This window comes from Mesorhizobium sp. Cs1299R1N3 (genome assembly GCF_037179625.1).
In the GTDB taxonomy this organism is placed as follows: Bacteria; Pseudomonadota; Alphaproteobacteria; order Rhizobiales; family Rhizobiaceae; genus Mesorhizobium; species Mesorhizobium salmacidum.
The window spans coordinates 508,425-527,608 of record NZ_JAPYKQ010000002.1 but is presented as its reverse complement, the minus strand read 5'-3'; the positions used below and the strand labels follow the sequence as shown (position 1 = coordinate 527,608).

Annotated in this window: 21 protein-coding genes and 1 pseudogene; 15 read left to right on the top strand and 7 right to left on the bottom strand. The window is 62.2% G+C overall.

Features of this window, described 5'->3' with window-relative positions; all coding sequences use genetic code 11:
* Nucleotides 1-4: 4 nt before the first annotated feature.
* The 3 genes from O7B34_RS07950 to coaD are packed head-to-tail and all read right to left on the bottom strand — an operon-like array spanning nt 5 to nt 1,649.
* On the bottom strand, nt 5-517 hold the full coding sequence (locus tag O7B34_RS07950; RefSeq protein WP_015317720.1) for a peptidylprolyl isomerase: 513 nt from the start codon (nt 515-517) through the stop codon (nt 5-7).
* A gap of 26 nt (nt 518-543) precedes the next feature.
* Entirely contained in the window at nt 544-1,131 is a 588-nt protein-coding gene (locus O7B34_RS07945) for a peptidylprolyl isomerase (RefSeq protein WP_337145547.1), read from the bottom strand.
* A 17-nt stretch (nt 1,132-1,148) separates the two neighbouring features.
* A complete protein-coding gene (coaD, locus tag O7B34_RS07940) occupies nt 1,149-1,649 on the bottom strand; it encodes a pantetheine-phosphate adenylyltransferase (RefSeq protein WP_337145546.1) in 501 nt (166 codons plus the stop codon).
* Nucleotides 1,650-1,844: 195 nt separating this feature from the next.
* On the opposite strand from coaD, the gene O7B34_RS07935 reads away from it, so the two are divergent.
* Complete coding sequence (locus tag O7B34_RS07935; protein WP_084636784.1) at nt 1,845-1,997, top strand: hypothetical protein; 153 nt, start codon at nt 1,845-1,847, stop codon at nt 1,995-1,997.
* 62 nt (nt 1,998-2,059) lie between these two features.
* On the opposite strand, the gene gyrA is transcribed toward O7B34_RS07935, so the two are convergent.
* Nucleotides 2,060-4,861, bottom strand: coding sequence for a DNA gyrase subunit A (gene gyrA / locus O7B34_RS07930; RefSeq protein ID WP_337140406.1), 2,802 nt, complete (start codon nt 4,859-4,861; stop codon nt 2,060-2,062).
* Between the two features lie 210 nt (nt 4,862-5,071).
* Between gyrA and O7B34_RS07925 the strand changes: the two genes are divergently transcribed.
* Together O7B34_RS07925 and O7B34_RS07920 are read left to right on the top strand one after the other, a co-directional pair.
* The gene (locus O7B34_RS07925; RefSeq protein WP_337145641.1) at nt 5,072-6,766 is read left to right on the top strand and encodes a SulP family inorganic anion transporter; all 1,695 of its coding nucleotides are present in this window, start codon (nt 5,072-5,074) and stop codon (nt 6,764-6,766) included.
* Nucleotides 6,763-7,383 (top strand): ParB-like protein, encoded by a 621-nt coding sequence (locus O7B34_RS07920; RefSeq protein WP_337145545.1) that lies wholly within the window; start codon nt 6,763-6,765, stop codon nt 7,381-7,383. The genes O7B34_RS07925 and O7B34_RS07920 overlap by 4 nt, the downstream gene beginning before the upstream one ends.
* A 24-nt stretch (nt 7,384-7,407) precedes the next feature.
* Here O7B34_RS07920 and O7B34_RS07915 read toward each other — a convergent pair whose 3' ends face one another.
* Nucleotides 7,408-8,238, bottom strand: a complete 831-nt coding sequence (locus O7B34_RS07915) for a helix-turn-helix transcriptional regulator (protein WP_337145544.1) — start codon at nt 8,236-8,238, stop codon at nt 7,408-7,410.
* A gap of 85 nt (nt 8,239-8,323) precedes the next feature.
* Here O7B34_RS07915 and O7B34_RS07910 point away from each other — a divergent pair, with 85 nt between their 5' ends.
* From O7B34_RS07910 to O7B34_RS07900, 3 genes are all read left to right on the top strand, one after another.
* Nucleotides 8,324-8,860 carry a hypothetical protein gene (locus tag O7B34_RS07910; protein WP_337140409.1) on the top strand — a complete coding sequence of 179 codons (537 nt, stop codon included), beginning with the start codon at nt 8,324-8,326 and terminating at the stop codon, nt 8,858-8,860.
* Between the two features lie 32 nt (nt 8,861-8,892).
* The gene (locus tag O7B34_RS07905; RefSeq protein WP_337145543.1) at nt 8,893-9,477 is read left to right on the top strand and encodes a hypothetical protein; all 585 of its coding nucleotides are present in this window, start codon (nt 8,893-8,895) and stop codon (nt 9,475-9,477) included.
* 116 nt (nt 9,478-9,593) lie between these two features.
* A complete protein-coding gene (locus O7B34_RS07900; RefSeq protein ID WP_337145542.1) occupies nt 9,594-10,223 on the top strand; it encodes a MarC family protein in 630 nt (209 codons plus the stop codon).
* A gap of 17 nt (nt 10,224-10,240) precedes the next feature.
* Here O7B34_RS07900 and O7B34_RS07895 read toward each other — a convergent pair whose 3' ends face one another.
* Both O7B34_RS07895 and O7B34_RS07890 read right to left on the bottom strand, forming a co-directional pair.
* Complete coding sequence (locus O7B34_RS07895; RefSeq protein ID WP_337129207.1) at nt 10,241-10,666, bottom strand: OsmC family protein; 426 nt, start codon at nt 10,664-10,666, stop codon at nt 10,241-10,243.
* A gap of 131 nt (nt 10,667-10,797) precedes the next feature.
* Nucleotides 10,798-11,322 carry a single-stranded DNA-binding protein gene (locus O7B34_RS07890; RefSeq protein ID WP_027144945.1) on the bottom strand — a complete coding sequence of 175 codons (525 nt, stop codon included), beginning with the start codon at nt 11,320-11,322 and terminating at the stop codon, nt 10,798-10,800.
* Nucleotides 11,323-11,548: 226 nt separating this feature from the next.
* Here O7B34_RS07890 and O7B34_RS07885 point away from each other — a divergent pair, with 226 nt between their 5' ends.
* The 9 genes and pseudogenes from O7B34_RS07885 (at nt 11,549) to O7B34_RS07845 (ending at nt 19,077) form a co-directional block, all read left to right on the top strand.
* Nucleotides 11,549-11,863 (top strand): ArsR/SmtB family transcription factor, encoded by a 315-nt coding sequence (locus O7B34_RS07885; RefSeq protein WP_337106795.1) that lies wholly within the window; start codon nt 11,549-11,551, stop codon nt 11,861-11,863.
* A complete protein-coding gene (locus O7B34_RS07880) occupies nt 11,860-12,345 on the top strand; it encodes an SRPBCC family protein (RefSeq protein WP_442920948.1) in 486 nt (161 codons plus the stop codon). The genes O7B34_RS07885 and O7B34_RS07880 overlap by 4 nt, the downstream gene beginning before the upstream one ends.
* A 23-nt stretch (nt 12,346-12,368) precedes the next feature.
* A pseudogene (locus O7B34_RS07875) lies at nt 12,369-12,973 on the top strand (ATP-dependent Clp protease proteolytic subunit).
* Nucleotides 12,970-13,359, top strand: a complete 390-nt coding sequence (locus O7B34_RS07870) for a hypothetical protein (RefSeq protein ID WP_337145540.1) — start codon at nt 12,970-12,972, stop codon at nt 13,357-13,359. The pseudogene O7B34_RS07875 and the gene O7B34_RS07870 overlap by 4 nt, the downstream one beginning before the upstream one ends.
* Before the next feature lie 700 nt (nt 13,360-14,059).
* Nucleotides 14,060-16,981, top strand: a complete 2,922-nt coding sequence (gene uvrA / locus O7B34_RS07865) for an excinuclease ABC subunit UvrA (RefSeq protein WP_337145539.1) — start codon at nt 14,060-14,062, stop codon at nt 16,979-16,981.
* Complete coding sequence (locus O7B34_RS07860; RefSeq protein ID WP_337145538.1) at nt 16,981-17,391, top strand: DUF302 domain-containing protein; 411 nt, start codon at nt 16,981-16,983, stop codon at nt 17,389-17,391. The genes uvrA and O7B34_RS07860 overlap by 1 nt, the downstream gene beginning before the upstream one ends.
* Complete coding sequence (locus O7B34_RS07855; protein ID WP_337145537.1) at nt 17,388-17,852, top strand: GNAT family N-acetyltransferase; 465 nt, start codon at nt 17,388-17,390, stop codon at nt 17,850-17,852. The genes O7B34_RS07860 and O7B34_RS07855 overlap by 4 nt, the downstream gene beginning before the upstream one ends.
* Before the next feature lie 28 nt (nt 17,853-17,880).
* The gene (locus O7B34_RS07850; RefSeq protein WP_337145536.1) at nt 17,881-18,687 is read left to right on the top strand and encodes a DUF72 domain-containing protein; all 807 of its coding nucleotides are present in this window, start codon (nt 17,881-17,883) and stop codon (nt 18,685-18,687) included.
* A 156-nt stretch (nt 18,688-18,843) separates the two neighbouring features.
* Complete coding sequence (locus O7B34_RS07845) at nt 18,844-19,077, top strand: hypothetical protein (RefSeq protein WP_337140421.1); 234 nt, start codon at nt 18,844-18,846, stop codon at nt 19,075-19,077.
* The last annotated feature ends 107 nt before the right edge of the window (nt 19,078-19,184 follow it).

Sequence of the window (19,184 nt, the reverse complement as noted above, 5' to 3'; positions counted from 1 at the left end):
CGCCTTACTTGACGTCGGCCGCGACCTTCAGCGACACGATCTTGTCGGGATCCTGCACCGGCTCGCCGCGCTTGATCTTATCGACATTGTCCATGCCTTCGATGACCTGGCCCCAGACCGTGTACTGGCGGTTGAGGAACGCGGCATCGTCGAAGCAGATGAAGAACTGCGAGTTGGCCGAGTTCGGGTTCTGCGAACGGGCCATCGAGCAGGTGCCGCGGCCGTGGTTCGCGTTGGAGAATTCAGCCTTCAGGTCGGGCTTTTCAGAGCCGCCCATGCCGGCGCGCGATGGCGCAAACGAAGGCTTGCTCGAATTGCCGAACTTGACGTCGCCGGTCTGCGCCATGAAGCCTTCGATGACGCGATGGAAGACGACGCCGTCATAGGCGCCTTCGCGGGCCAGTTCCTTGATGCGGGCGACATGGCCGGGAGCCAAATCGGGAAACAGTTCGATGACGACCTTGCCCTTGGTCGTTTCCATGATGAGCGCGTTCTCGCGGTCCTTGATCTCGGCCATGTCAGATATCCTTTTGAAAAATTGAATTATTTGTCGGCGGCGATGCGCACTTTGATCATGCGGTCGGGATCGGTGACCGTGCCATTGTCCGCCTCGTCGCCCTTCTTGATCTTGTCCACCAGTTCCATGCCGCTGACGACATTGCCGACGATTGTGTACTGGCCATCGAGCGGCGGTGCCGGTGCGAACATGATGAAGAACTGCGAATTGGCGGAATTCGGATCCTGCGAACGGGCCATGCCGACCACGCCACGCTTGTAATGCTCGGTCTGCGAGAATTCGGCCGGCAGGTCGGGCAGGTCCGAGCCGCCGGTGCCGACGGCCTGGGCATTGAAACCCTTATTCATGTTGCCGAACTTGACGTCGCCGGTCTGCGCCATGAAGCCGTCGATGACACGATGAAAAGCAACATTGTCATAGGCATGATCGCGCACCAGCTTCTTGATCTGCGCGACATGCTTGGGCGCCAGGTCGGGGCGCAGGGCGACAGTCACGTCGCCATCTTTCAGGGTGATGATCATGGTGTTTTCCGGATCGGCGGCATGGGCGGAAACGGACGCGGTCAAGAGACCGGCGAGCACAACAAAGAATGAGGCGAGCCTTTTGAGCTGCATGAGGATTTTCTCCGGGCTTATTTCGCGAATTTCGCGGTGAGCGCACCGGCCACGGCCGCCGGCACGAAGGGGCGGATGTCGCCACCCATCGAGGCTATCTGGCGCACAAGTGTGGCGGTAATGGTGCGCACCGATGGGCTGGCGGGCAGGAAAACCGTCTGCAACTCAGGCGCCATGGTTTCGTTCATGCCGGCCATCTGCATTTCGTAATCGAGATCGGTGCCGTCGCGCAGACCGCGGATCATGATCGAGGCGCCTTCTCTTCTGGCGGCATCGATCACCAGCCCATCGAAAGCGACCACTTTGATGCGGGCGCCGTCGCGGCCGAATTCGGCTTTCGTGGCGGCTTCGATCAACAGCACCCGCTCTTCGAAGGAAAACAGCGGCTTCTTGCCCGGATGAATGCCGATCGCGGCATAAACGGTGTCGGCAACCGCCAGCGACGCTTTCAGCACATCGAGATGGCCGTTGGTCAGCGGGTCGAAGGAGCCGGCATAAAGGGCGATGCGTTCTGTCATGCGGGAGCTTCTAGCGAGCCTCTCTCACAAAGGCAAATCCGATTGGCAGGTGGCCCGTGAACCTTTTCCGGCACATGAACGACAGATGAATACGCTGATCACGCGGCCTTCACGCAGCGTTCACTAGGTTCCACCCTTAATAAGATGAAACCAAAGTCCCATATATCCGTTTGTAAGGCGCAGGAGAACACGCACATGCTGATCTACATGCTCGCCACCGCGATGACCGTCGCCATGCTGATCGCCACAGTATTCGGGCTGCATCAGGAGGCACAGCGCATCCGCGTCAAGGCAACCACCAAGCGCTTCGAAGGCTTTGGCTCGCGCAAGCCGTATCGTCACTACTAAGTCAGTCCCGACTTGCTGCCACGCCGGCCATCGGCCGGCGTAAGTCAAGCCTGCTCCAGGGACTATTCGGCGCTATCCGGACCGCTGTCAGTCGCCGAATCCGACTCCACGCCACCCTCGACGGCCTCTTCCGTTTCCTCGTCCGATTGCGGCTCCGAAATCCGCTCGACCGAAACCACCTTTTCACCTTCAGCCGTGTTGAAGATGGTCACGCCCTTGGTGGCGCGGCTGGCGAAACGGATGCCGTTGACGGGCACCCGAATGACGGTGCCGCCGTCCGACACCAGCATGATCTGATCGTCGTTGCCGACCGGGAAGGTTGCCACCAACTGGCCGATTTCGGCTGTTTTCGAGACGTCGGTGGCGCGGATGCCCTTGCCGCCACGACCGGTCAGGCGGAAATCGTAGGACGACGAACGCTTGCCGTAACCATATTCGGTCACCGTCAGCACGTACTGCTCGTGCGCCTTGAGGAATTCGTAGCGATCGTCTGGAAGCTCGGTCTCCTCGCCGATCTCCTCATTGGTGAGCGCGATCTCTTCTTCCTCTCCAGCCGTCTCGGCGGCAAGCCGCCGCTCCGACGCCGCCCGCTTGAGGTAAGCGGCGCGTTCCGCCGGTGAAGCATTGACATGCTCTATCACCGACATGGAGATGATGCGGTCGGTCCCGGCCATGGTTATGCCGCGCACGCCGACGGAGTTCCGGCTCTGGAAGACGCGCACGTCGCCGACCGAGAAACGAATGCACTGACCCGAATTCGCCGTCAGAAGCACGTCGTCATTGTCGGTGCAGGTCTCGACGCCGAGGATTTCGTCGCCCTCCTCCTCCAGCTTCATGGCGATCTTGCCGTTGCGGTTGACCTGTACGAAGTCGGACAGTTTGTTGCGGCGCACGGTGCCGCGCGTGGTGGCGAACATCACGTCGAGTTCGCCCCAGCTCGTCTCGTCCTCGGGCAGCGGCATGATCGTGGTGATGCGCTCGCCCTGCTCCAGCGGCAGCATATTGATCAGTGCCTTGCCGCGTGACTGCGGGTTGCCGATCGGCAGGCGCCAGACCTTTTCCTTGTAGACTATGCCCCGCGAGGAGAAGAACAGCACCGGCGTGTGGGTGTTGGCGACGAACAGCCGGGTGACGAAATCCTCTTCCTTGGTCGACATGCCGGAGCGGCCCTTGCCGCCGCGGCGCTGCGCCCGGTACAGCGAAAGCGGCACGCGCTTGATATAGCCGGAATGGCTCACCGTCACGACCATGTCCTCGCGCTGGATCAGGTCCTCGTCTTCCATGTCCGCGCCGCCGTCGGTGAGCTCGGTGCGGCGCGGCGTGCCGAACTCGTCGCGCACTGCGGCGAGTTCGTCCTTGACGATCTGCTGGATACGCGCGCGAGACGACAGGATGTCGAGGTAGTCCTTGATCTCGTCGCCGATCGTGTTCAACTCATCGGCGATTTCGTCGCGGCCGAGCGCGGTCAGGCGCTGCAGGCGCAGTTCGAGGATGGCGCGCGCCTGTTCCTCGGACAGATTGTAGGTGCCGTCCTCGTTGATGCGGTGGCGCGGATCGTCGATCAGAAGGATCAGCGATTCAACGTCACCCGAAGGCCAGCGCCGCTCCATCAACTGCTCGCGCGCCGTCTGCGGATCCGGCGCGGTGCGTATAAGCTTGATCACTTCATCGATGTTGGCAACGGCGATGGCCAGACCAACCAGCACATGGGCGCGGTCGCGCGCCTTGCGGAGCAGGAACTTTGTCCGCCGGCTGATCACCTCCTCGCGGAAGGTGACGAAGGCCGTCAGCATGTCGGTCAGGTTCAGCAGCTCCGGCTTGCCGCCGTTTAGCGCCACCATATTGGCGCCGAAAGACGTCTGCAGCGGCGTGAACCGGTAGAGCTGGTTGAGAACAACGTCGGCAACGGCGTCGCGCTTGAGCTCGATGACGACGCGATAACCCTGACGGTCGCTTTCGTCGCGGATGTCGGAAATACCCTCGACGCGCTTGTCGCGCACCAGTTCGGCCATCTTCTCGATCATCGAGGCCTTGTTCACCTGGTAGGGAACCTCGGTGATGATGATCGATTCGCGGTCGTTGCCGCGCTGTTCGATGTTGACCTTGCCGCGCATGACGATGGAGCCGCGGCCGGTGGAATAGGCGCTGTAGATGCCGGAGCGGCCAAGCACGATGCCGCCGGTCGGGAAATCGGGGCCTGGAATGATCTCCATCAGCGCCGGCAGGTCGATCGCCGGATTGTCGATGACGGCGATGGCGGCGTTGCAGACTTCACCGAGATTGTGCGGTGGGATGTTGGTGGCCATGCCGACGGCAATGCCGCCCGAGCCGTTGACCAGCAGATTGGGAAAGCGCGCCGGCAGAACCTTCGGCTCGGTGTCCGAAGCATCATAAGTGTCCTGGAAATCGACGGTGTCCTTGTCGATATCCTCCAGAAGCTCGTGCGCGACCTTGGTCAGGCGCGATTCGGTATAGCGCATCGCCGCCGGCGGATCGCCATCGATCGAGCCGAAATTGCCTTGCCCGTCGATCAGCGGCACGCGCAGCGACCAATCCTGCGCCATGCGCACCAAGGCGTCATAGATCGAGGCATCGCCATGCGGATGGTATTTACCCATCACGTCGGCGACCGGACGCGCCGACTTCACATATTTGCGGTTCCAGTGGTAGCCGCTCTCATGCGCAGCATAGAGAATGCGGCGGTGCACCGGCTTCAGGCCATCGCGCACATCGGGCAACGCACGGCTGACGATCACGCTCATGGCGTAAGAGAGGTAAGAACTCTGCATCTCCTCGATGATGGAGATGGGTTCGATGCCGGTGGGCCCGCCGTCGGCGCCGCGCGGTGTCTTTTGGTCGGTCAAATCGTATCACAATCTAATCAGGAATCACTGCCCGCTTATATAGGAAGCACGGCCGAAACTCCAACGTTCACGGCACTTTTCCAGTGTCATTTTCGGTGGTAATTTCAAAAGGATACCGCTAATTGCGACGATATGGCCATTATGCTTTTCGCCGCCACCAAGGCAAAAGCCGGCAATGGACCAACTCCCCAAGCAAAAGCCGCGATGACCATGAATTGGAGCCTATGGCTGCCTTTCCGGGCGCTGAGCGGCTGGCAGGCCCGGGATCTCAATGGTGACCTGATCGCGGGCGTGACACTGGCCGCGATCGCTATTCCCGAACAGATGGCGACAGCCAGGCTCGGCGGTTTTGCTCCTGAGCTCGGCTTTTTCGCCTTTGTCGCCGGTTCGGTGGCGTTTGCCCTGTTCGGCGCCAATCGCCACCTTTCGGCGGGCGCGGATTCGACGATCACGCCACTGTTTGCCGGCGGCCTCGCCATGCTGGCCGCATCCGGTTCGCCGCACTATCTGGCGCTGGCCGCCATGCTGGCGCTGATGGTCGGGCTGATTGTGACGTTGAGCGGCATCCTTCGCCTTGGCTGGGTTGCCGATCTTTTGTCGGTTCCGGTCACCACAGGATTTCTGGCCGGCATCGCCGTCCATATTGTCGTTTCACAGATGCCCGGACTGCTCGGCCTGCCGTCCGAGAGCGGTGAAACCTTACGACGTATCGGCGAGATTGCCGGCAGTCTCCATCTCACCAATCCCTGGAGCCTCGGGCTCGGCCTTGGCGTGTTCGCGATCGTCCTTGGCGCCGACCACATCAGCCCCCGCATTCCCGGCGCCTTGATTGGCATGGTGCTCGCCACACTGGCGGTCGCCGTCTTCGGCCTCAAGGATCATGGCGTCGAGGTGCTTGGCGCCCTGCCCAATGGACTGCCACACGCCGGCCTGCCGCTTGCCGGTCTTGACGATGTGCAAGCGCTCGTTCCGCTGGCATTGCTGATCGCCATCGTCGTCATGGTGCAGACGGCCGCCACCTCCCGTTCCTTCCCCCCGCAGGGCGGCGCGCCCGACGTCAATCGCGATTTCGTCGGTGTCGGCGCCGGCAGCATCGCGTCCAGCCTGTTCGGCGCCTTCGCCGTCAACGCCAGCCCACCACGCACGGCGATCGTCTCCGAGTCGGGCGGCCGCTCGCAATTCTCGAGCCTCATTGCCGCGGCGATCGTCCTGGCCCTTGGCGCCTTTGGCGGCGGTCTGCTCGCCGATGTTCCACAGGCTGCCCTCGCCGGGGTCCTGATGTTCGTCGCCCAGCACATTCTGCGCTGGAAGGTGTTCGCCAGCGTCTACCGGCAGGCGCCGGTCGAATTCGCATTGATCCTCATCACCATGGCGGCCATCGTCGTGCTGCCCATCGAAACTGGCGTGGCGGTCGGCATCGGCCTCTCGCTGCTGCATGGAATCTGGAGCGCGACCCGGACGCTGCCGATCGAACTGGAACAAGTGCCTGGAACCTCCGTCTGGTGGCCGCCGGCCAAGCCGAGCACTGGCGAACAACTCCCCGGCGTGCTGGTCGCGGCGTTCCAGGCGCCATTGTCCTTCGTCAACGCCGACCGTTTCAAACGCGGCTTTTGCGATCTGGTCGACGCCGGCAAGGGCGATGTGAAACTCGTCGTGCTGGAGGCCAGTAACATTGTCGAGATCGACTACACCGCCGCCCAGGCATTGATCGAAACCATCACCCATTGCCGCAATGCGGGCGCAATATTCGCCATTGCTCGGATGGAGTCGGTGCGTGCCCAGGCAGCCCTTGCGCGGTTCGGCATCATTGATCTCGTCGGCCCGCAGCGGATCTTTCATAGTGTCGATGCCGCCATCAGGGCTCTGCATTCCGGCCAGCCGGAAAACCAGGAGAGTGCGCCATGATCGTCCTGAGAGAACCGCTGGTGACCCCGGTTCCGGTCAAGGAACTGCGGCCAACGCAAATTACCGTCGGGATGCGCGAGGTGGACCTCAAACGCCAGCTGATCCGCTCTCAGAGCGCCGCCAAGACAGGCGCTTTTCTGGGCAAGCACATGATCCCGGTCGTGTTGGGCCCTAAAAAGCGCAACTACGTCACCGATCACCATCATCTTGCCCGCGCCCTGATCGAGGAAGGTGTCGAGGATGTGCTCGTGACGGTGATCAGCGACCTGTCGGCGCTGGACAAGGACGCGTTCCTTTTCATGCTCGACAACCGCGGCTGGATGCATCCGTTCGATGAAAACGGCCAGCGCCGCGACTATGCCGCCCTGCCAAAGACCGTCGGCGAACTCGTCGACGACCCCTACCGAAGCATGGCGGGCGAACTGCGGCGGCTGGGCGGTTACGCCAAGGACACCACCCCGTTCAGCGAATTCCTGTGGGCGGATTTCCTGCGCCGGCGCATCGACAAGGGCGCGGTGGCGAAAAATTTTGACAAGGCGATGAAGGACGCGCTCGTGCTGGCCAAGGGCAAGGACGCCGACTATCTGCCCGGCTGGTGCGGGCCGATCATGGACTGATGCCGGGGGGTGTGACGCGACTTTTCAGCCGCGGCCCGCGCGCCTGGCGCGATAGCGGCCCGGCGTCTCGCCCATGACACGCCGAAACCGGCGATTGAACGTCGACAGATCGTTGAAGCCTGCCTCGAGAGCAATTGCCGAGATGGCATCGTTGGACGTGCGCAATCGCACCGCCGCGCGATGCAACCGGGTCCTGAGCAGGTACTGATAGGGCGTCATGCCGGCGACCTGCCGGAAGGTGCGAAGGAAATGATAGGGACTGGTCGCGGTCTCATCCGCCAACCCCGGAAGCGAGATCGGCCCGTCGGCATCCAGTTCGATCCGCCGAACCGCCTCGGCAACCCTTTTCTGGTCGCGGCGGCTTGGATCGCACCCGCCATTCGTGTCGCCGGAGAGCGTTGCCACGGCGGCACCCGCGACGCGCAGGGCGAGTTCCTCGAATGCGTCCGTGTCGGCCAGGTCGCGCGCGGCTTCCGCCTCGGCCAGCAGCGGCGCCAAAGCCTGTAACGGCGGCAGGCGTGGCGCCGCGAAGCTGAGCGTCCTGGCGCCCGGCACGTCGGCCACAATCCGGTCCATATAGGCCGACCCGAAATGGAAGGAGAGGCACCGGTCGCCATTGCCATGCTCGTGCCCGCATTCGTAGCATGTGCCGGAATTGCCGAGCAGGAGGCTGCCTGGCGCGAGCACTGCCGTGCCTTGCTGCGCGCGGTAGCGGAACGAGCCGCTGGTGACGGCCGCAACGCAGAAATCCCGATGCGCTTCCTCGAATGGCCGATCGCCGGCGCTGGCCGTGCAGATTACATCCGCCACGTGCCAACCGGGTCCGGATGCAAGGGTATCCGCGGTCGCCGTCATCGCCAAAATATAGCAATTTTTCCCAAGCCCAGAACCCTGCCAGCACTTATTCTTGGCAGTCTCCTGACAAGAAGAGGCCGCTGCCATGATCGACCAATCCTCATTTGCCGAAGCCTTGCACAGTCCCGGACCGATGGAAGGGCTTGCCGAAAAACTGAACCTTTACGGCCGCTTCGTGGGTGCCTGGACGTTTGACGCCTCGCGCCATCTCGAGGACGGCACGGTGCTGACCGGACGTGGCGAGGTGCATTTCGGCTGGGTTCTGGAAGGCCGCGCCATCCAGGATGTCTGGATCCTGCCCGCGCGTGACGCCGGCCCCTCGCCGTCGCTCGGCAAATGGACGTTCTACGGCACGACATTGCGCCTCTACGATCCCACGGAGGACTCTTGGCACATTTTCTGGAGCGACCCGCGCAACCAGTATTTCAGCCGCCAGCTCGGCCGCGCCGACGGCGACACCATCGTGCAGGTCGGCGCCGATGACACCGGCTCCTCCGTGCGCTGGAGCTTTTCGCGGATCACGGAGAATTCCTTCCGATGGCTTGGCGAGCGCTCGCACGACAAGGGTGCGACATGGCGGCAGGAAGTCGAGTTCCTGGCACGGCGAACGACGACAAGATGAGGCTGTAATACATTGTAAGAATGGAGGAAAACATGTTCGATCATGTCTCGATCGGTGTCCGCGACGCCCAATGTGCCAGATGCGGAAAGGGCCTCGTGACTATGGCGATTTCTTCGTTTCTCACTGCTCTCGTATCCGAAGCTCCCACAGCCGAGCGAGCGAAAGACATGGACCTCTATGGATGGCTGATCGGAAGCTGGGAAATGGACACGGTCCGCCACCTTGACGACGGCACGATCCAGAAATGGACCGGAGAATGCCATTTCGGCTGGGTGCTCGAAGGCCGCGCGATTCAGGACATCTGGATCAGGCCCAGGCGCCCTGCGCGGCCCACTATGTATGGCACGACTTTGCGCATCTTCGATCCTGGGATCGGTTGCTGGCACATCATCTGGAATGATCCGCTCAACCAAGATTACTCGCGCCAGATCGGGCGGGCCGAGGGTAAGGACATTGTCCAGATCGGCGAGGACTCGCGCGGTCTGCAAACTCGATGGCGCTTCACCGAGATCACCGCCAACAGCTTCCATTGGATCGGCGAGGAAAGACCTTCCGAGAGCGACCCTTGGCAAATCACCTATGAACATTTAGCCCACCGGACAAAGCGCGTCGCCTGAATCCGTTTCGACGTGCGCCATACCGCATCGAAGTCTCCGGCCCCCTGACAGTTCCCACCGACCGGGCTTTGCTCTACCAATGCGGGTACGGGCGTGGCCCGGTGGGAGGGTCAGCGATGCCGAGTTTCGACAGCCTGTTCAATGCCTTCGTCACCATTCTCGTGACCATCGATCCGCCTGGGCTGGCGCCGCTGTTCCTCGCCGTCACACGCGGCATGAACCGCGATGAGCGCAGCCAAGTTTCCGTCCGCGCCTCGATCATCGGTTTTCTGGTGATGGCGTTGTTTGCGCTGGCCGGCGCCTCTATCCTGTCGGTGTTCGGCATCACCTTGCCGGCGTTCCGCGTCGCCGGCGGGTTCCTGCTGTTCTTCATCGCCTTCGAAATGGTCTTCGAGCGCCGGCAGGATCGCAAGGAGAAGATCGGCGACGTCGCCATCACCAAGGACATGATCCACAACATCGCCGCCTTCCCGCTGGCGATCCCACTGATTGCCGGGCCTGGCGCGATTTCAGCGACGGTGCTGCTCTCCGGCTCGTTTCAGGGTTTTGCCGCGCAGGCGGCCCTGGTCGGCATCATTTTCGTCTGCCTCGTCATAACCTATCTGGTGTTCGTGCTGTCGGAACGCATCGACCGCATCCTCGGCCAGACCGGCCGCTCGATCCTGACCCGCCTGCTCGGCGTCATCCTGGCGGCGCTGGCGGTACAGTTCGTTGCCGATGGTATCAAGGCGCTGATGGCCGGCTGAGCGGTATAACACTCATCCTACTTCGCCGCCGTATCGACGATCTCGAAGTCATGCGTAAGCGTGGCCGTCTTGGCCATCATGGCGGAAGCCGAGCAGTATTTGTCGATGGAAAGATCGATCGCGCGCTTGACCTTGTCGCGCGACAGCGCCCGGCCCTTGACGATGAAATGCATATGGATGCGAGTGAACACCTTCGGGTCAGTCTCGGCCCGGTCGGCGTCGAGTTCGACCACGCAGTCCTCGACCGCCTCGCGGCCTTTTTCGAGGATATGGACGACATCATAGGCCGAGCAGCCGCCGGTGCCGATCAGCACCAGCTCCATCGGGCTCGGTCCCGGCGTCTTGCCTTCCGGGCTGGACGCCGTGCCCAGCACGACCTTGTGGCCGCTGCCGGATTCGCCGACAAAGGTGCGTTCCTCGACCCATTTAACCCGTGCCTTCATCGCTCCGTCCTTTCAGTCGTTGATCGCGCCGACTGTCGGCTCAAAATCAACAATGCAAAACCCCGAAAGTCCGTGCAGGACCCTCGGGGCATCTCAAGCAACAAGCATTCGCCGTTTGGTATGGCTTCCGATCAGAACGGGATCTCGTCGTCCAGCTCGCGCGACGAGCCACCGCCACCGCCCCCTTTGGAACCGCCACCGCCGCCACGGCTAAAACCTTCGTTCGGGCTCGACTGGCCGAAATCCGAGCCACGGCTGCTGCCGCCACCGCTGTAGCCGCCGACCTGACCGCCCTCACCCTGGCCGCGCGCATCGAGCATCTGCAGTTCGCCACGGAATTTCTGCAGCACGACTTCAGTCGTGTATTTGTCGGCACCGGTCTGGTCCTGCCATTTGCGCGTCTGCAACTGGCCCTCGACATAGACCTTCATGCCCTTCTTCAGATATTGCTCGGCCACCTTGGCGATGCCCTCATTGAAGATGACGACATTATGCCACTCCGTCTTTTCCTTGCGCTCGCCGGAATTCTTGTCGCGCCAGCTTTCCGAGGTGGCGATGCGGATGTTGACGACCGGCTCACCCGAATTCAGGCGGCGGATTTCAGGGTCCGCGCCGAGATTGCCGACCAGAATGACCTTATTGACGCTACCCGCCATGATATTTCTCCGCGCTCATCCGAAACAAATTTTTGTCGCAGCACCTTACAGGCTACCGACGTCTGCCGCCTGCCAAGGCTGGCTTTTCCCACAAGGTTTTTGTTCCCTTTTCGTTCCTATATGCACTGCCGCTGATTGTCAAGGAATGGCAGCAATGCCCGAACGAAACATATGGGTCTCAAAACAGCGCTTGCCAAATCGATAAGTATCGACTTATGCTTTTGTCATGATCGAAGCAGAGATTTTCCGCGCCCTGGCCGACCCGACGCGCCGCGCCGTCTTCGAGCGTCTCGCCACCAGCGAGATGAGCGTGTCGGAACTGCGCAGCGGCCTGACGGTATCGCAGCCGGCCGTCTCCCAGCATCTGGCGGTGTTGCGCGGCGCTGGCCTGGTGGTGGAGCGGCGGGCCGGCCGCAACGCTTACTATCGCGCCGATCCGCAGGGGCTTGCCCCGCTGCTCTCCTGGATTGAACGCTATCGGACGTTCTGGCCGGAACGCATCGAAAAACTGAAGGCCGTTTTGAAGGACATGGACCAATGAAAAACGGTGGATCAATGAAAGACGCAAATCACCTCGAGGTCGCTCCAGATGCGCTCGAATTCGAATACGACCTTGCCGAGCCGCCGGAAAAGGTTTGGCGGGCGCTGACCGTTCCCGAATTGCTCGCCGCCTGGATGATGCCGAACGACATCAGGCCGCGGACCGGCAGCCGCTTTGCCTTCGCCGGGCCTGAGGCGCCGATCGAATGCGAGATCCTCGACGCCGAGCCCGAGCGCCTGCTGCGCTATTCCTGGCGGGAGCAGTCCGACGATGCGGCGCACCCGCTCGACAGCACCGTCACCTTCACACTCGCCCGTACCATTTCCGGCGGCACGCATCTGCGCATCGTCCATGACGGCTTTGCCCGCAAGGCGATGCCCGCTGTTGCGATGGCGGGGACCGGCTGCCGGCTTTCGCTGCGCGGGGCCGGAACGCCTATCGCCGCGAACACACCACGCCTTCTGCTGCCGCGCGCGGCCTGAACACGGAAAATCGGAGAACAGAAATGAGTGGTGTTGCCAGCCTTGTGCCGATGGTGATCGAGCAATCGAGCCGCGGCGAACGTGCCTTCGACATTTTTTCGCGGCTGCTGCGCGAGCGCATCGTCTTCATCAACGGCGAGATCAACGACGACGTCTCGGCGCTGGTCTGCGCGCAGCTTTTGTCGCTGGAATCGGACAATCCCGAGAAGGAGATCTCGCTCTACATCAACTCGCCTGGTGGCATGGTGACCAGCGGCTTCGCCATCTACGACACGATGCAATATATCAGCTGCCCGGTCTCGACCGTGTGCATGGGCTTTGCCGCATCGATGGGATCGTTCCTGCTGATGGCAGGCACGGCCGGGCGCCGCATCGCGCTGCCGAACGCCACCATCCTGCTGCATCAGCCGCTGGGCGGCTTCCAGGGCCAGGCTTCCGACATCCAGCGGCACGCCGAACGCATCGCCAGACGAAACGCCATATGACCGAACTCTACGCCCAGCATTGTGGCCGCAGCTATGAGGAGGTCGAACGCACGCTCGACCGCGACCATTTCATGACGGCCCGCGAAGCCCAGGCATGGGGCATTGTCGACCATGTCTTCGACACCCGCAAAAAGGCGGCGTGAGGAAAAGCCCAGATCAAATCCTGCTAGGTGTCGAAGATTTGAATACCGGTCTGGTTCCGGTGGCGGCAGGTCCCTATAAAAGGGGAATGATTGACACTCATCGATCCAGAACATCGCACCGTGTCAAAGCCGCCATGGTGCTCGCAATCGTCGGCCTTGCGTCCAGTTCGGCACTTGCCGACGATGTTTCGTCGTCAGCGCAAAAAAGCGCCCTGCCCGGCGTAGCTGGCGACTATCGCATCGCCAAGCCGGCCCCGGTGCCCGAACCCGACGACGCCTTCCCCAGCAGCGGCAACGGGCAGTTCAAGATCGGCAATACGGATGTCAGGATTTCCGGCAGCATCACGGTCGATGTCGGAGTTGGCGGGATCAAGCCGCCCAAGTAGGCAGGGGTCGGGGCCTGCGAACTCAAGTCCTCGCCCAAAAAACAGCCCCGCCGTGCCTTGGGCAAACGGACGGGGCTTTTTTTGGATTTTTAATCCATGCTTGCCGGGAGTGTACTGCCGGCGTTCGATTTCGGATGCTTCGCGGCATTCAGCCGACGATCCGACCAATAGTCTCTGATTTTGACGGATACGGCAGGTCACGGTTTGTCGGGTGGCGCAAACGCCTGCCTCTGGCACTTATGCCTGCCGCGGCTCCAGTGACAACTGAAGCCCTGGGGGACTATCCGGTGGCGTCATGCTCCGCTCCTGTGTCCGTTGCGACATCGTCGTGGCGAAGCGCAAATCGCAAATGCCTGCGGCGTCTCGCAGGCCGCCTTGGCGCGGCGAGGCCATCGAAAGACGGCCGGCTTCGCTGACTTGCGAAGACTGCTCCCGTGAGTTGGCCGCGTCAACCATCAATAGCCGGTTACGGAAAAATGTGATCACCGGGAGGTTACGTCCAGGTCAGTTTCCGCACAGTTTTGTCAGGAGCATGTTCGGCCTTTGTTCTTTCCGCTTGCCCCTTCGCGCGAAAGACGGTTAAACGACTTCTGTCGGGAGTTGTGGCGTCTCTCGACGTGGCGGCAAAAAGACCTACATAGGGGATGGCTGGGAAAACCCGCCAATCCCACGAATTCCAGATCTGAGGCGGCGACCGGCGATGGCCGACCATAAATTCCTTTCCATTCGCGGGGCGCGCGAACACAATCTGAAGAACGTCGATCTCGACCTGCCGCGTGACAGCCTGATCGTCATGACCGGCCTGTCGGGCTCCGGCAAATCGTCGCTGGCCTTCGACACCATCTATGCCGAAGGCCAGCGCCGCTATGTCGAGAGCCTCTCGGCCTATGCACGGCAATTCCTCGAAATGATGCAGAAGCCCGACGTCGACCAGATCGACGGCCTGTCGCCGGCCATTTCCATCGAGCAGAAGACCACGTCGAAGAACCCGCGCTCGACGGTCGGCACCGTCACCGAAATCTACGACTATATGCGGCTTCTGTTTGCCCGTGTCGGCGTACCCTATTCACCGACCACCGGCCTGCCGATCGAGAGCCAGACGGTCAGCCAGATGGTCGACCGGGTACTGGCGGCCGAGGAAGGCACGCGCCTGTTCCTGCTGGCGCCCATCGTGCGCGGCCGCAAGGGCGAGTACCGCAAGGAACTGCTGGAGTTGCAGAAGAAAGGGTTCCAGCGCGTCAAGGTCGACGGCGTCTTCTACGAAATCGCCGACGTTCCAGCGCTGGACAAGAAATACAAGCACGACATCGATGTTGTCGTCGACCGCATCGTCGTGCGCGGCGACCTTGCCACGCGTCTCGCCGACTCCATCGAGACGGCGCTGAAGCTGGCCGAAGGGCTGGCGGTGGCCGAGTTCGCCGACAAGCCGCTCGACGCCAGCCAGACCGGCGAGGATTCGGTCAACAAGTCGAAGAACGAGACGCATGAGCGCATCCTGTTCTCGGAAAAGTTCGCTTGCCCGGTGTCCGGCTTCACCATTCCGGAAATCGAGCCCAGGCTGTTCTCCTTCAACAACCCGTTCGGCGCCTGCCCGACCTGTGACGGTCTCGGCAGCCAGCGCGCCATCGACCCCAACCTCGTGGTGCCCGACGAGAACGTATCGCTGCGCGACGGCGCCGTCAGCCCGTGGGCGAAATCGACCTCGCCCTATTACTCGCAGACGCTCGAGGCACTGGGCAAGGCGTACGACTTCAAGCTCGGCGACAAGTTCAAGGATCTTTCCGCGCTAGCCCAGGAGGCGATCCTGCGCGGCACCGGCGAGCGCGAGATCACCTTCCAGTATGATGACGGCCTGCGTTCCTACAAGACCACCAAGACCTTCGAAGGCGTCATCCCCAATCTCGAGCGGCGTTGGAAAGAGACCGAATCCGCCTGGATGCGCGAAGAAATCGAGCGCTTCATGTCGGCGACGCCCTGCCCGGTCTGCAAGGGCTACCGGCTGAAGCCCGAAGCGCTGGCGGTGAAGATTGCCGGCAAGCATATTGGCGAGGTCACGGAACAGTCGATCCGCAACGCTGACAAGTGGTTCACCGACCTGCCGGCGCAGCTCAACGACAAGCAGAACGAGATCGCTGTCCGCGTCTTGAAGGAAATCCGCGAACGCCTGCGCTTCCTCAACGATGTCGGGCTCGATTATCTCACTTTGTCGCGCAATTCCGGCACGCTGTCGGGCGGCGAAAGCCAACGCATCCGGCTGGCCTCGCAGATCGGCTCTGGGCTGACCGGCGTGCTCTACGTGCTGGACGAGCCGTCGATCGGCCTGCACCAGCGCGACAACACGCGCCTGCTCGACACGCTCAAGCATCTGCGCGACATCGGCAACACGGTGATCGTCGTCGAGCATGACGAGGACGCCATCCTGCATGCCGACTATGTCGTCGATATGGGCCCCGCCGCTGGCATCCATGGCGGCGAGATCATCGCCCAGGGCACGCCGCAGCAGGTGATGGCCAACCCCAATTCGATCACCGGCAAATATCTGTCGGGCGCACTTGAAGTGGCAACGCCTGGCGTGCGCCGCGAAGCCAAGAAGAACCGGCGGCTGAAGATCGTCGGCGCGCGCGGCAACAATCTGAAGAATGTCACCGCCGAGATCCCGCTCGGCACCTTCACCGCCGTCACCGGCGTGTCGGGTGGCGGCAAGTCGACCTTCCTGATCGAGACGCTGTTCAAGGCGGCCTCGCGTCGTATCATGGGCTCGCGCGAGCATCCGGCCGAGCATGACCGCATCGAGGGGCTGGAATTCCTCGACAAGGTCATCGACATAGACCAGTCGCCGATTGGGCGGACCCCGCGTTCGAACCCCGCCACCTACACCGGCGCCTTCACGCCGATCCGTGACTGGTTCGCGGGTCTTCCCGAAGCGAAGGCGCGCGGCTATCAGCCGGGCCGTTTCTCCTTCAACGTAAAGGGCGGCCGCTGCGAGGCCTGCCAGGGCGACGGCGTCATCAAGATCGAGATGCACTTTTTGCCCGACGTCTACGTCACCTGCGACGTCTGCCACGGCAAGCGCTACAACAGAGAGACGCTCGACGTCCTGTTCAAGGGCAAGTCGATCGCCGACGTGCTCGACATGACCGTCGAGGAAGGCGTCGACTTCTTCGCCGCCGTGCCTGGCGTGCGCGACAAGCTGGAGACGCTGAAGCAGGTCGGGCTGGGCTACATCCACATCGGCCAGCAGGCGACGACGCTGTCCGGCGGCGAGGCGCAGCGCATCAAGCTGGCCAAGGAACTGTCGCGCAAGGCAACCGGCAAGACGCTCTACATCCTCGATGAGCCGACCACCGGCCTGCACTTCCACGACGTCGCCAAATTGTTGGAAGTGCTGCACGAACTGGTCGACCAAGGCAACACCGTGGTCGTCATTGAGCACAATCTCGAAGTGATAAAAACCGCCGACTGGGTGCTCGACCTCGGGCCCGAAGGCGGTGATGGCGGCGGCGAACTGGTCGCCTCGGGCACTCCGGAAGCCATCGTGCGCGAGAAGCGCAGCTACACCGGCCAGTTCCTCAAGGAGCTTCTGGAGCGGCGCCCTGGAGGCAAGCGCGAAGCGGCGGAGTGATGACAGAGGATGGTCTCATCACGGTCCAGAGCCGCTTTGGCGTGACCGAAACCATCGACCGCCTGGCTGAGGTGGTCAAGCGCGCGGGACTGCTTGTGTTCGCGCGCATCGATCACCAGGCCGGCGCGCGCGATGTCGGCACCGCGCTGCGGCCGACGGAGCTTCTGATTTTCGGCAACCCGAAGGGCGGCACACCGCTGATGCAGGACCAACAGCTTGCCGGCATCGACCTGCCGGTGAAGGCGCTGGCCTGGGAGGACGAGCATGGCAAGGTCTGGCTTTCCTACAATGACGCCCATTGGATCGCCGAACGCCACGATCTCCGTGACGCCAGTCGCGATGCCGTCGCCGCAATTGCCGCCGGCATGGAAAAGGTGATAGCGGCCGCTGCCGGAATGGATCAATCATGAGGCTCGCTGGCCCAGAAGATCTCGCCGCGATCGTGGCGCTGACGCAAGCGGCCTATGCTCCCTACAACGCCATACTCGACGCGCCACCGATCCCCGTTACCGAGGATTATGCGCCGCGTATCGAGCGCGGCGAGGTCTGGCTACTTGAGAGCAGCAATGATCCCGCCGGGCTTATTGTCCTTGAACGACACGAAGACCACGCCATGATCTTCAGCGTCGCCGTCTCCCCTGCTTTTCAGGGCAAAAAACTCGGCATGGCACTGCTCAATCACGCGGATGAACAGGCGCGTCTGTGGGGTTTGCCGGAGGTGCGGCTCTACACCAACGCCAAGATGGAACGGAACATCGCGCTCTACGCCGCCTATGGCTACCGTGAAACGGGTCGCCGGCCCAATCCCTATCGGCCAGGGTGGATACTGGTCGACATGGCCAAACCCATCGACAGGCCCACCGCGGTCTGATCGCTTTTAGAAATCCGGGAGGACGACAATGAGCACATCGGGAACAATCCGCGCCGGCATGGGTGGCTGGACCTTCGAGCCCTGGGACACGTCCTTCTATCCCGAAAAGCTGTCGAAGGCGAAGCAACTGCAATATGCCGCCCGGCAGGTGCCGAGCATCGAGGTCAACGGCACCTATTATTCGAGCTTCAAGGAGCCGACCTTCGTCAAATGGGCCAACGAGGCGCCGGACGGTTTCGTCTATTCGCTTAAAGGCAACCGGTTCGTCACCAATAGGCGCGTTCTCGGCGAAGCCGGTGAATCGATGATGCGTTTCCTGGCTTCCGGCGTTGCCGCGCTCGGCGACAAGCTCGGGCCGATCCTGTGGCAGTTCGCGCCGACGAAGAAGTTCGATCCGGACGATTTCGAAGCATTTCTGAAGCTGCTGCCGGAAAAGCAGGACGGCGTCGCGCTGCGCCACGCGCTCGAAGTCCGCAACGACAGCTTCATCGTGCCGGAATTCGCCGCGCTCGCGCGCAAATACAAGGCAGCGATCGTCTATGCCGACCATGCCAAATATCCTGACATCGCCGATATCACCGGCGACTTCGTCTACGCCCGGCTGCAGACCGGCAGCGACGACAATCCCGATTGCTACACGCCGAAGGGCCTCGACGAATGGGCAGCGCGGGCAAAGATTTGGGCGGAAGGCAAGCAGCCGGCCGATCTGCGGCGCGCCGACCCTGCCACCGACGCCCCGGTCCAGCCGCGCGACGTGTTCGTCTACTTTATCACCGAGGGCAAGGTGCGTGCGCCGTTCGGGGCGATGGCGCTGATGAGGCGTGTGGCCGACTAAAATAGCAAGCTTGCACCGCGGCCATGTCTTTTGTCGAGGCTTCGAGGTAGGGTGTTGCTGCGTGTTCGGAACCCGCGGGGCATCTTGACCGTTTTGCCTATCTAGCCGAGAGCCTGCTTCCATGGCGCCCGGGGCGTTGGGCAAAAGCGAGGAGAGATGGCTATCATCCTTATCGGAGCGTTGCTGACCATAGCCGGCCTTGTGTACATGGCGGGCGCAGCCATCAGGCGCGGCCAGTTGAGCGGCGGCTCGGCGCCTGCGGGCTCGACAGGTCCGACGCTTGAGCCACCCCGGCGTGGCCTTCGTTTCCTAGGCCTCTCGCAAGATTGGCCGGGCCTGCTGATGATGGGGGTCGGCATCCTCATGCTGTTGTCGGTGGCAATTCTCTGACACGGAGAAATCCTGGCATTCTCGGCCCGTCGTAACCTTATTGACACTTCCTTGCCGCATGAATGCGCCGACGCCAGGCTGCAGAGCTGGAACCGCCGCCGGCAGGG

Coding starts and splice junctions, on each gene's coding strand:
- O7B34_RS07845 (WP_337140421.1), top strand. CDS start 18,844: ATGGCTATCATCCTTATCGGAGCGTTGCTGACCATAGCCGGCCTTGTG.
- O7B34_RS07885 (WP_337106795.1), top strand. CDS start 11,549: ATGATCGAAGCAGAGATTTTCCGCGCCCTGGCCGACCCGACGCGCCGC.
- O7B34_RS07880 (WP_442920948.1), top strand. CDS start 11,860: ATGAAAAACGGTGGATCAATGAAAGACGCAAATCACCTCGAGGTCGCT.
- uvrA (WP_337145539.1), top strand. CDS start 14,060: ATGGCCGACCATAAATTCCTTTCCATTCGCGGGGCGCGCGAACACAAT.
- O7B34_RS07915 (WP_337145544.1), bottom strand. CDS start 8,238: ATGACGGCGACCGCGGATACCCTTGCATCCGGACCCGGTTGGCACGTG.
- O7B34_RS07905 (WP_337145543.1), top strand. CDS start 8,893: ATGTTCGATCATGTCTCGATCGGTGTCCGCGACGCCCAATGTGCCAGA.
- O7B34_RS07860 (WP_337145538.1), top strand. CDS start 16,981: ATGACAGAGGATGGTCTCATCACGGTCCAGAGCCGCTTTGGCGTGACC.
- O7B34_RS07855 (WP_337145537.1), top strand. CDS start 17,388: ATGAGGCTCGCTGGCCCAGAAGATCTCGCCGCGATCGTGGCGCTGACG.
- O7B34_RS07920 (WP_337145545.1), top strand. CDS start 6,763: ATGATCGTCCTGAGAGAACCGCTGGTGACCCCGGTTCCGGTCAAGGAA.
- O7B34_RS07945 (WP_337145547.1), bottom strand. CDS start 1,131: ATGCAGCTCAAAAGGCTCGCCTCATTCTTTGTTGTGCTCGCCGGTCTC.
- O7B34_RS07910 (WP_337140409.1), top strand. CDS start 8,324: ATGATCGACCAATCCTCATTTGCCGAAGCCTTGCACAGTCCCGGACCG.
- O7B34_RS07950 (WP_015317720.1), bottom strand. CDS start 517: ATGGCCGAGATCAAGGACCGCGAGAACGCGCTCATCATGGAAACGACC.
- coaD (WP_337145546.1), bottom strand. CDS start 1,649: ATGACAGAACGCATCGCCCTTTATGCCGGCTCCTTCGACCCGCTGACC.
- O7B34_RS07850 (WP_337145536.1), top strand. CDS start 17,881: ATGAGCACATCGGGAACAATCCGCGCCGGCATGGGTGGCTGGACCTTC.
- O7B34_RS07890 (WP_027144945.1), bottom strand. CDS start 11,322: ATGGCGGGTAGCGTCAATAAGGTCATTCTGGTCGGCAATCTCGGCGCG.
- O7B34_RS07935 (WP_084636784.1), top strand. CDS start 1,845: ATGCTGATCTACATGCTCGCCACCGCGATGACCGTCGCCATGCTGATC.
- O7B34_RS07900 (WP_337145542.1), top strand. CDS start 9,594: ATGCCGAGTTTCGACAGCCTGTTCAATGCCTTCGTCACCATTCTCGTG.
- O7B34_RS07925 (WP_337145641.1), top strand. CDS start 5,072: ATGAATTGGAGCCTATGGCTGCCTTTCCGGGCGCTGAGCGGCTGGCAG.
- O7B34_RS07895 (WP_337129207.1), bottom strand. CDS start 10,666: ATGAAGGCACGGGTTAAATGGGTCGAGGAACGCACCTTTGTCGGCGAA.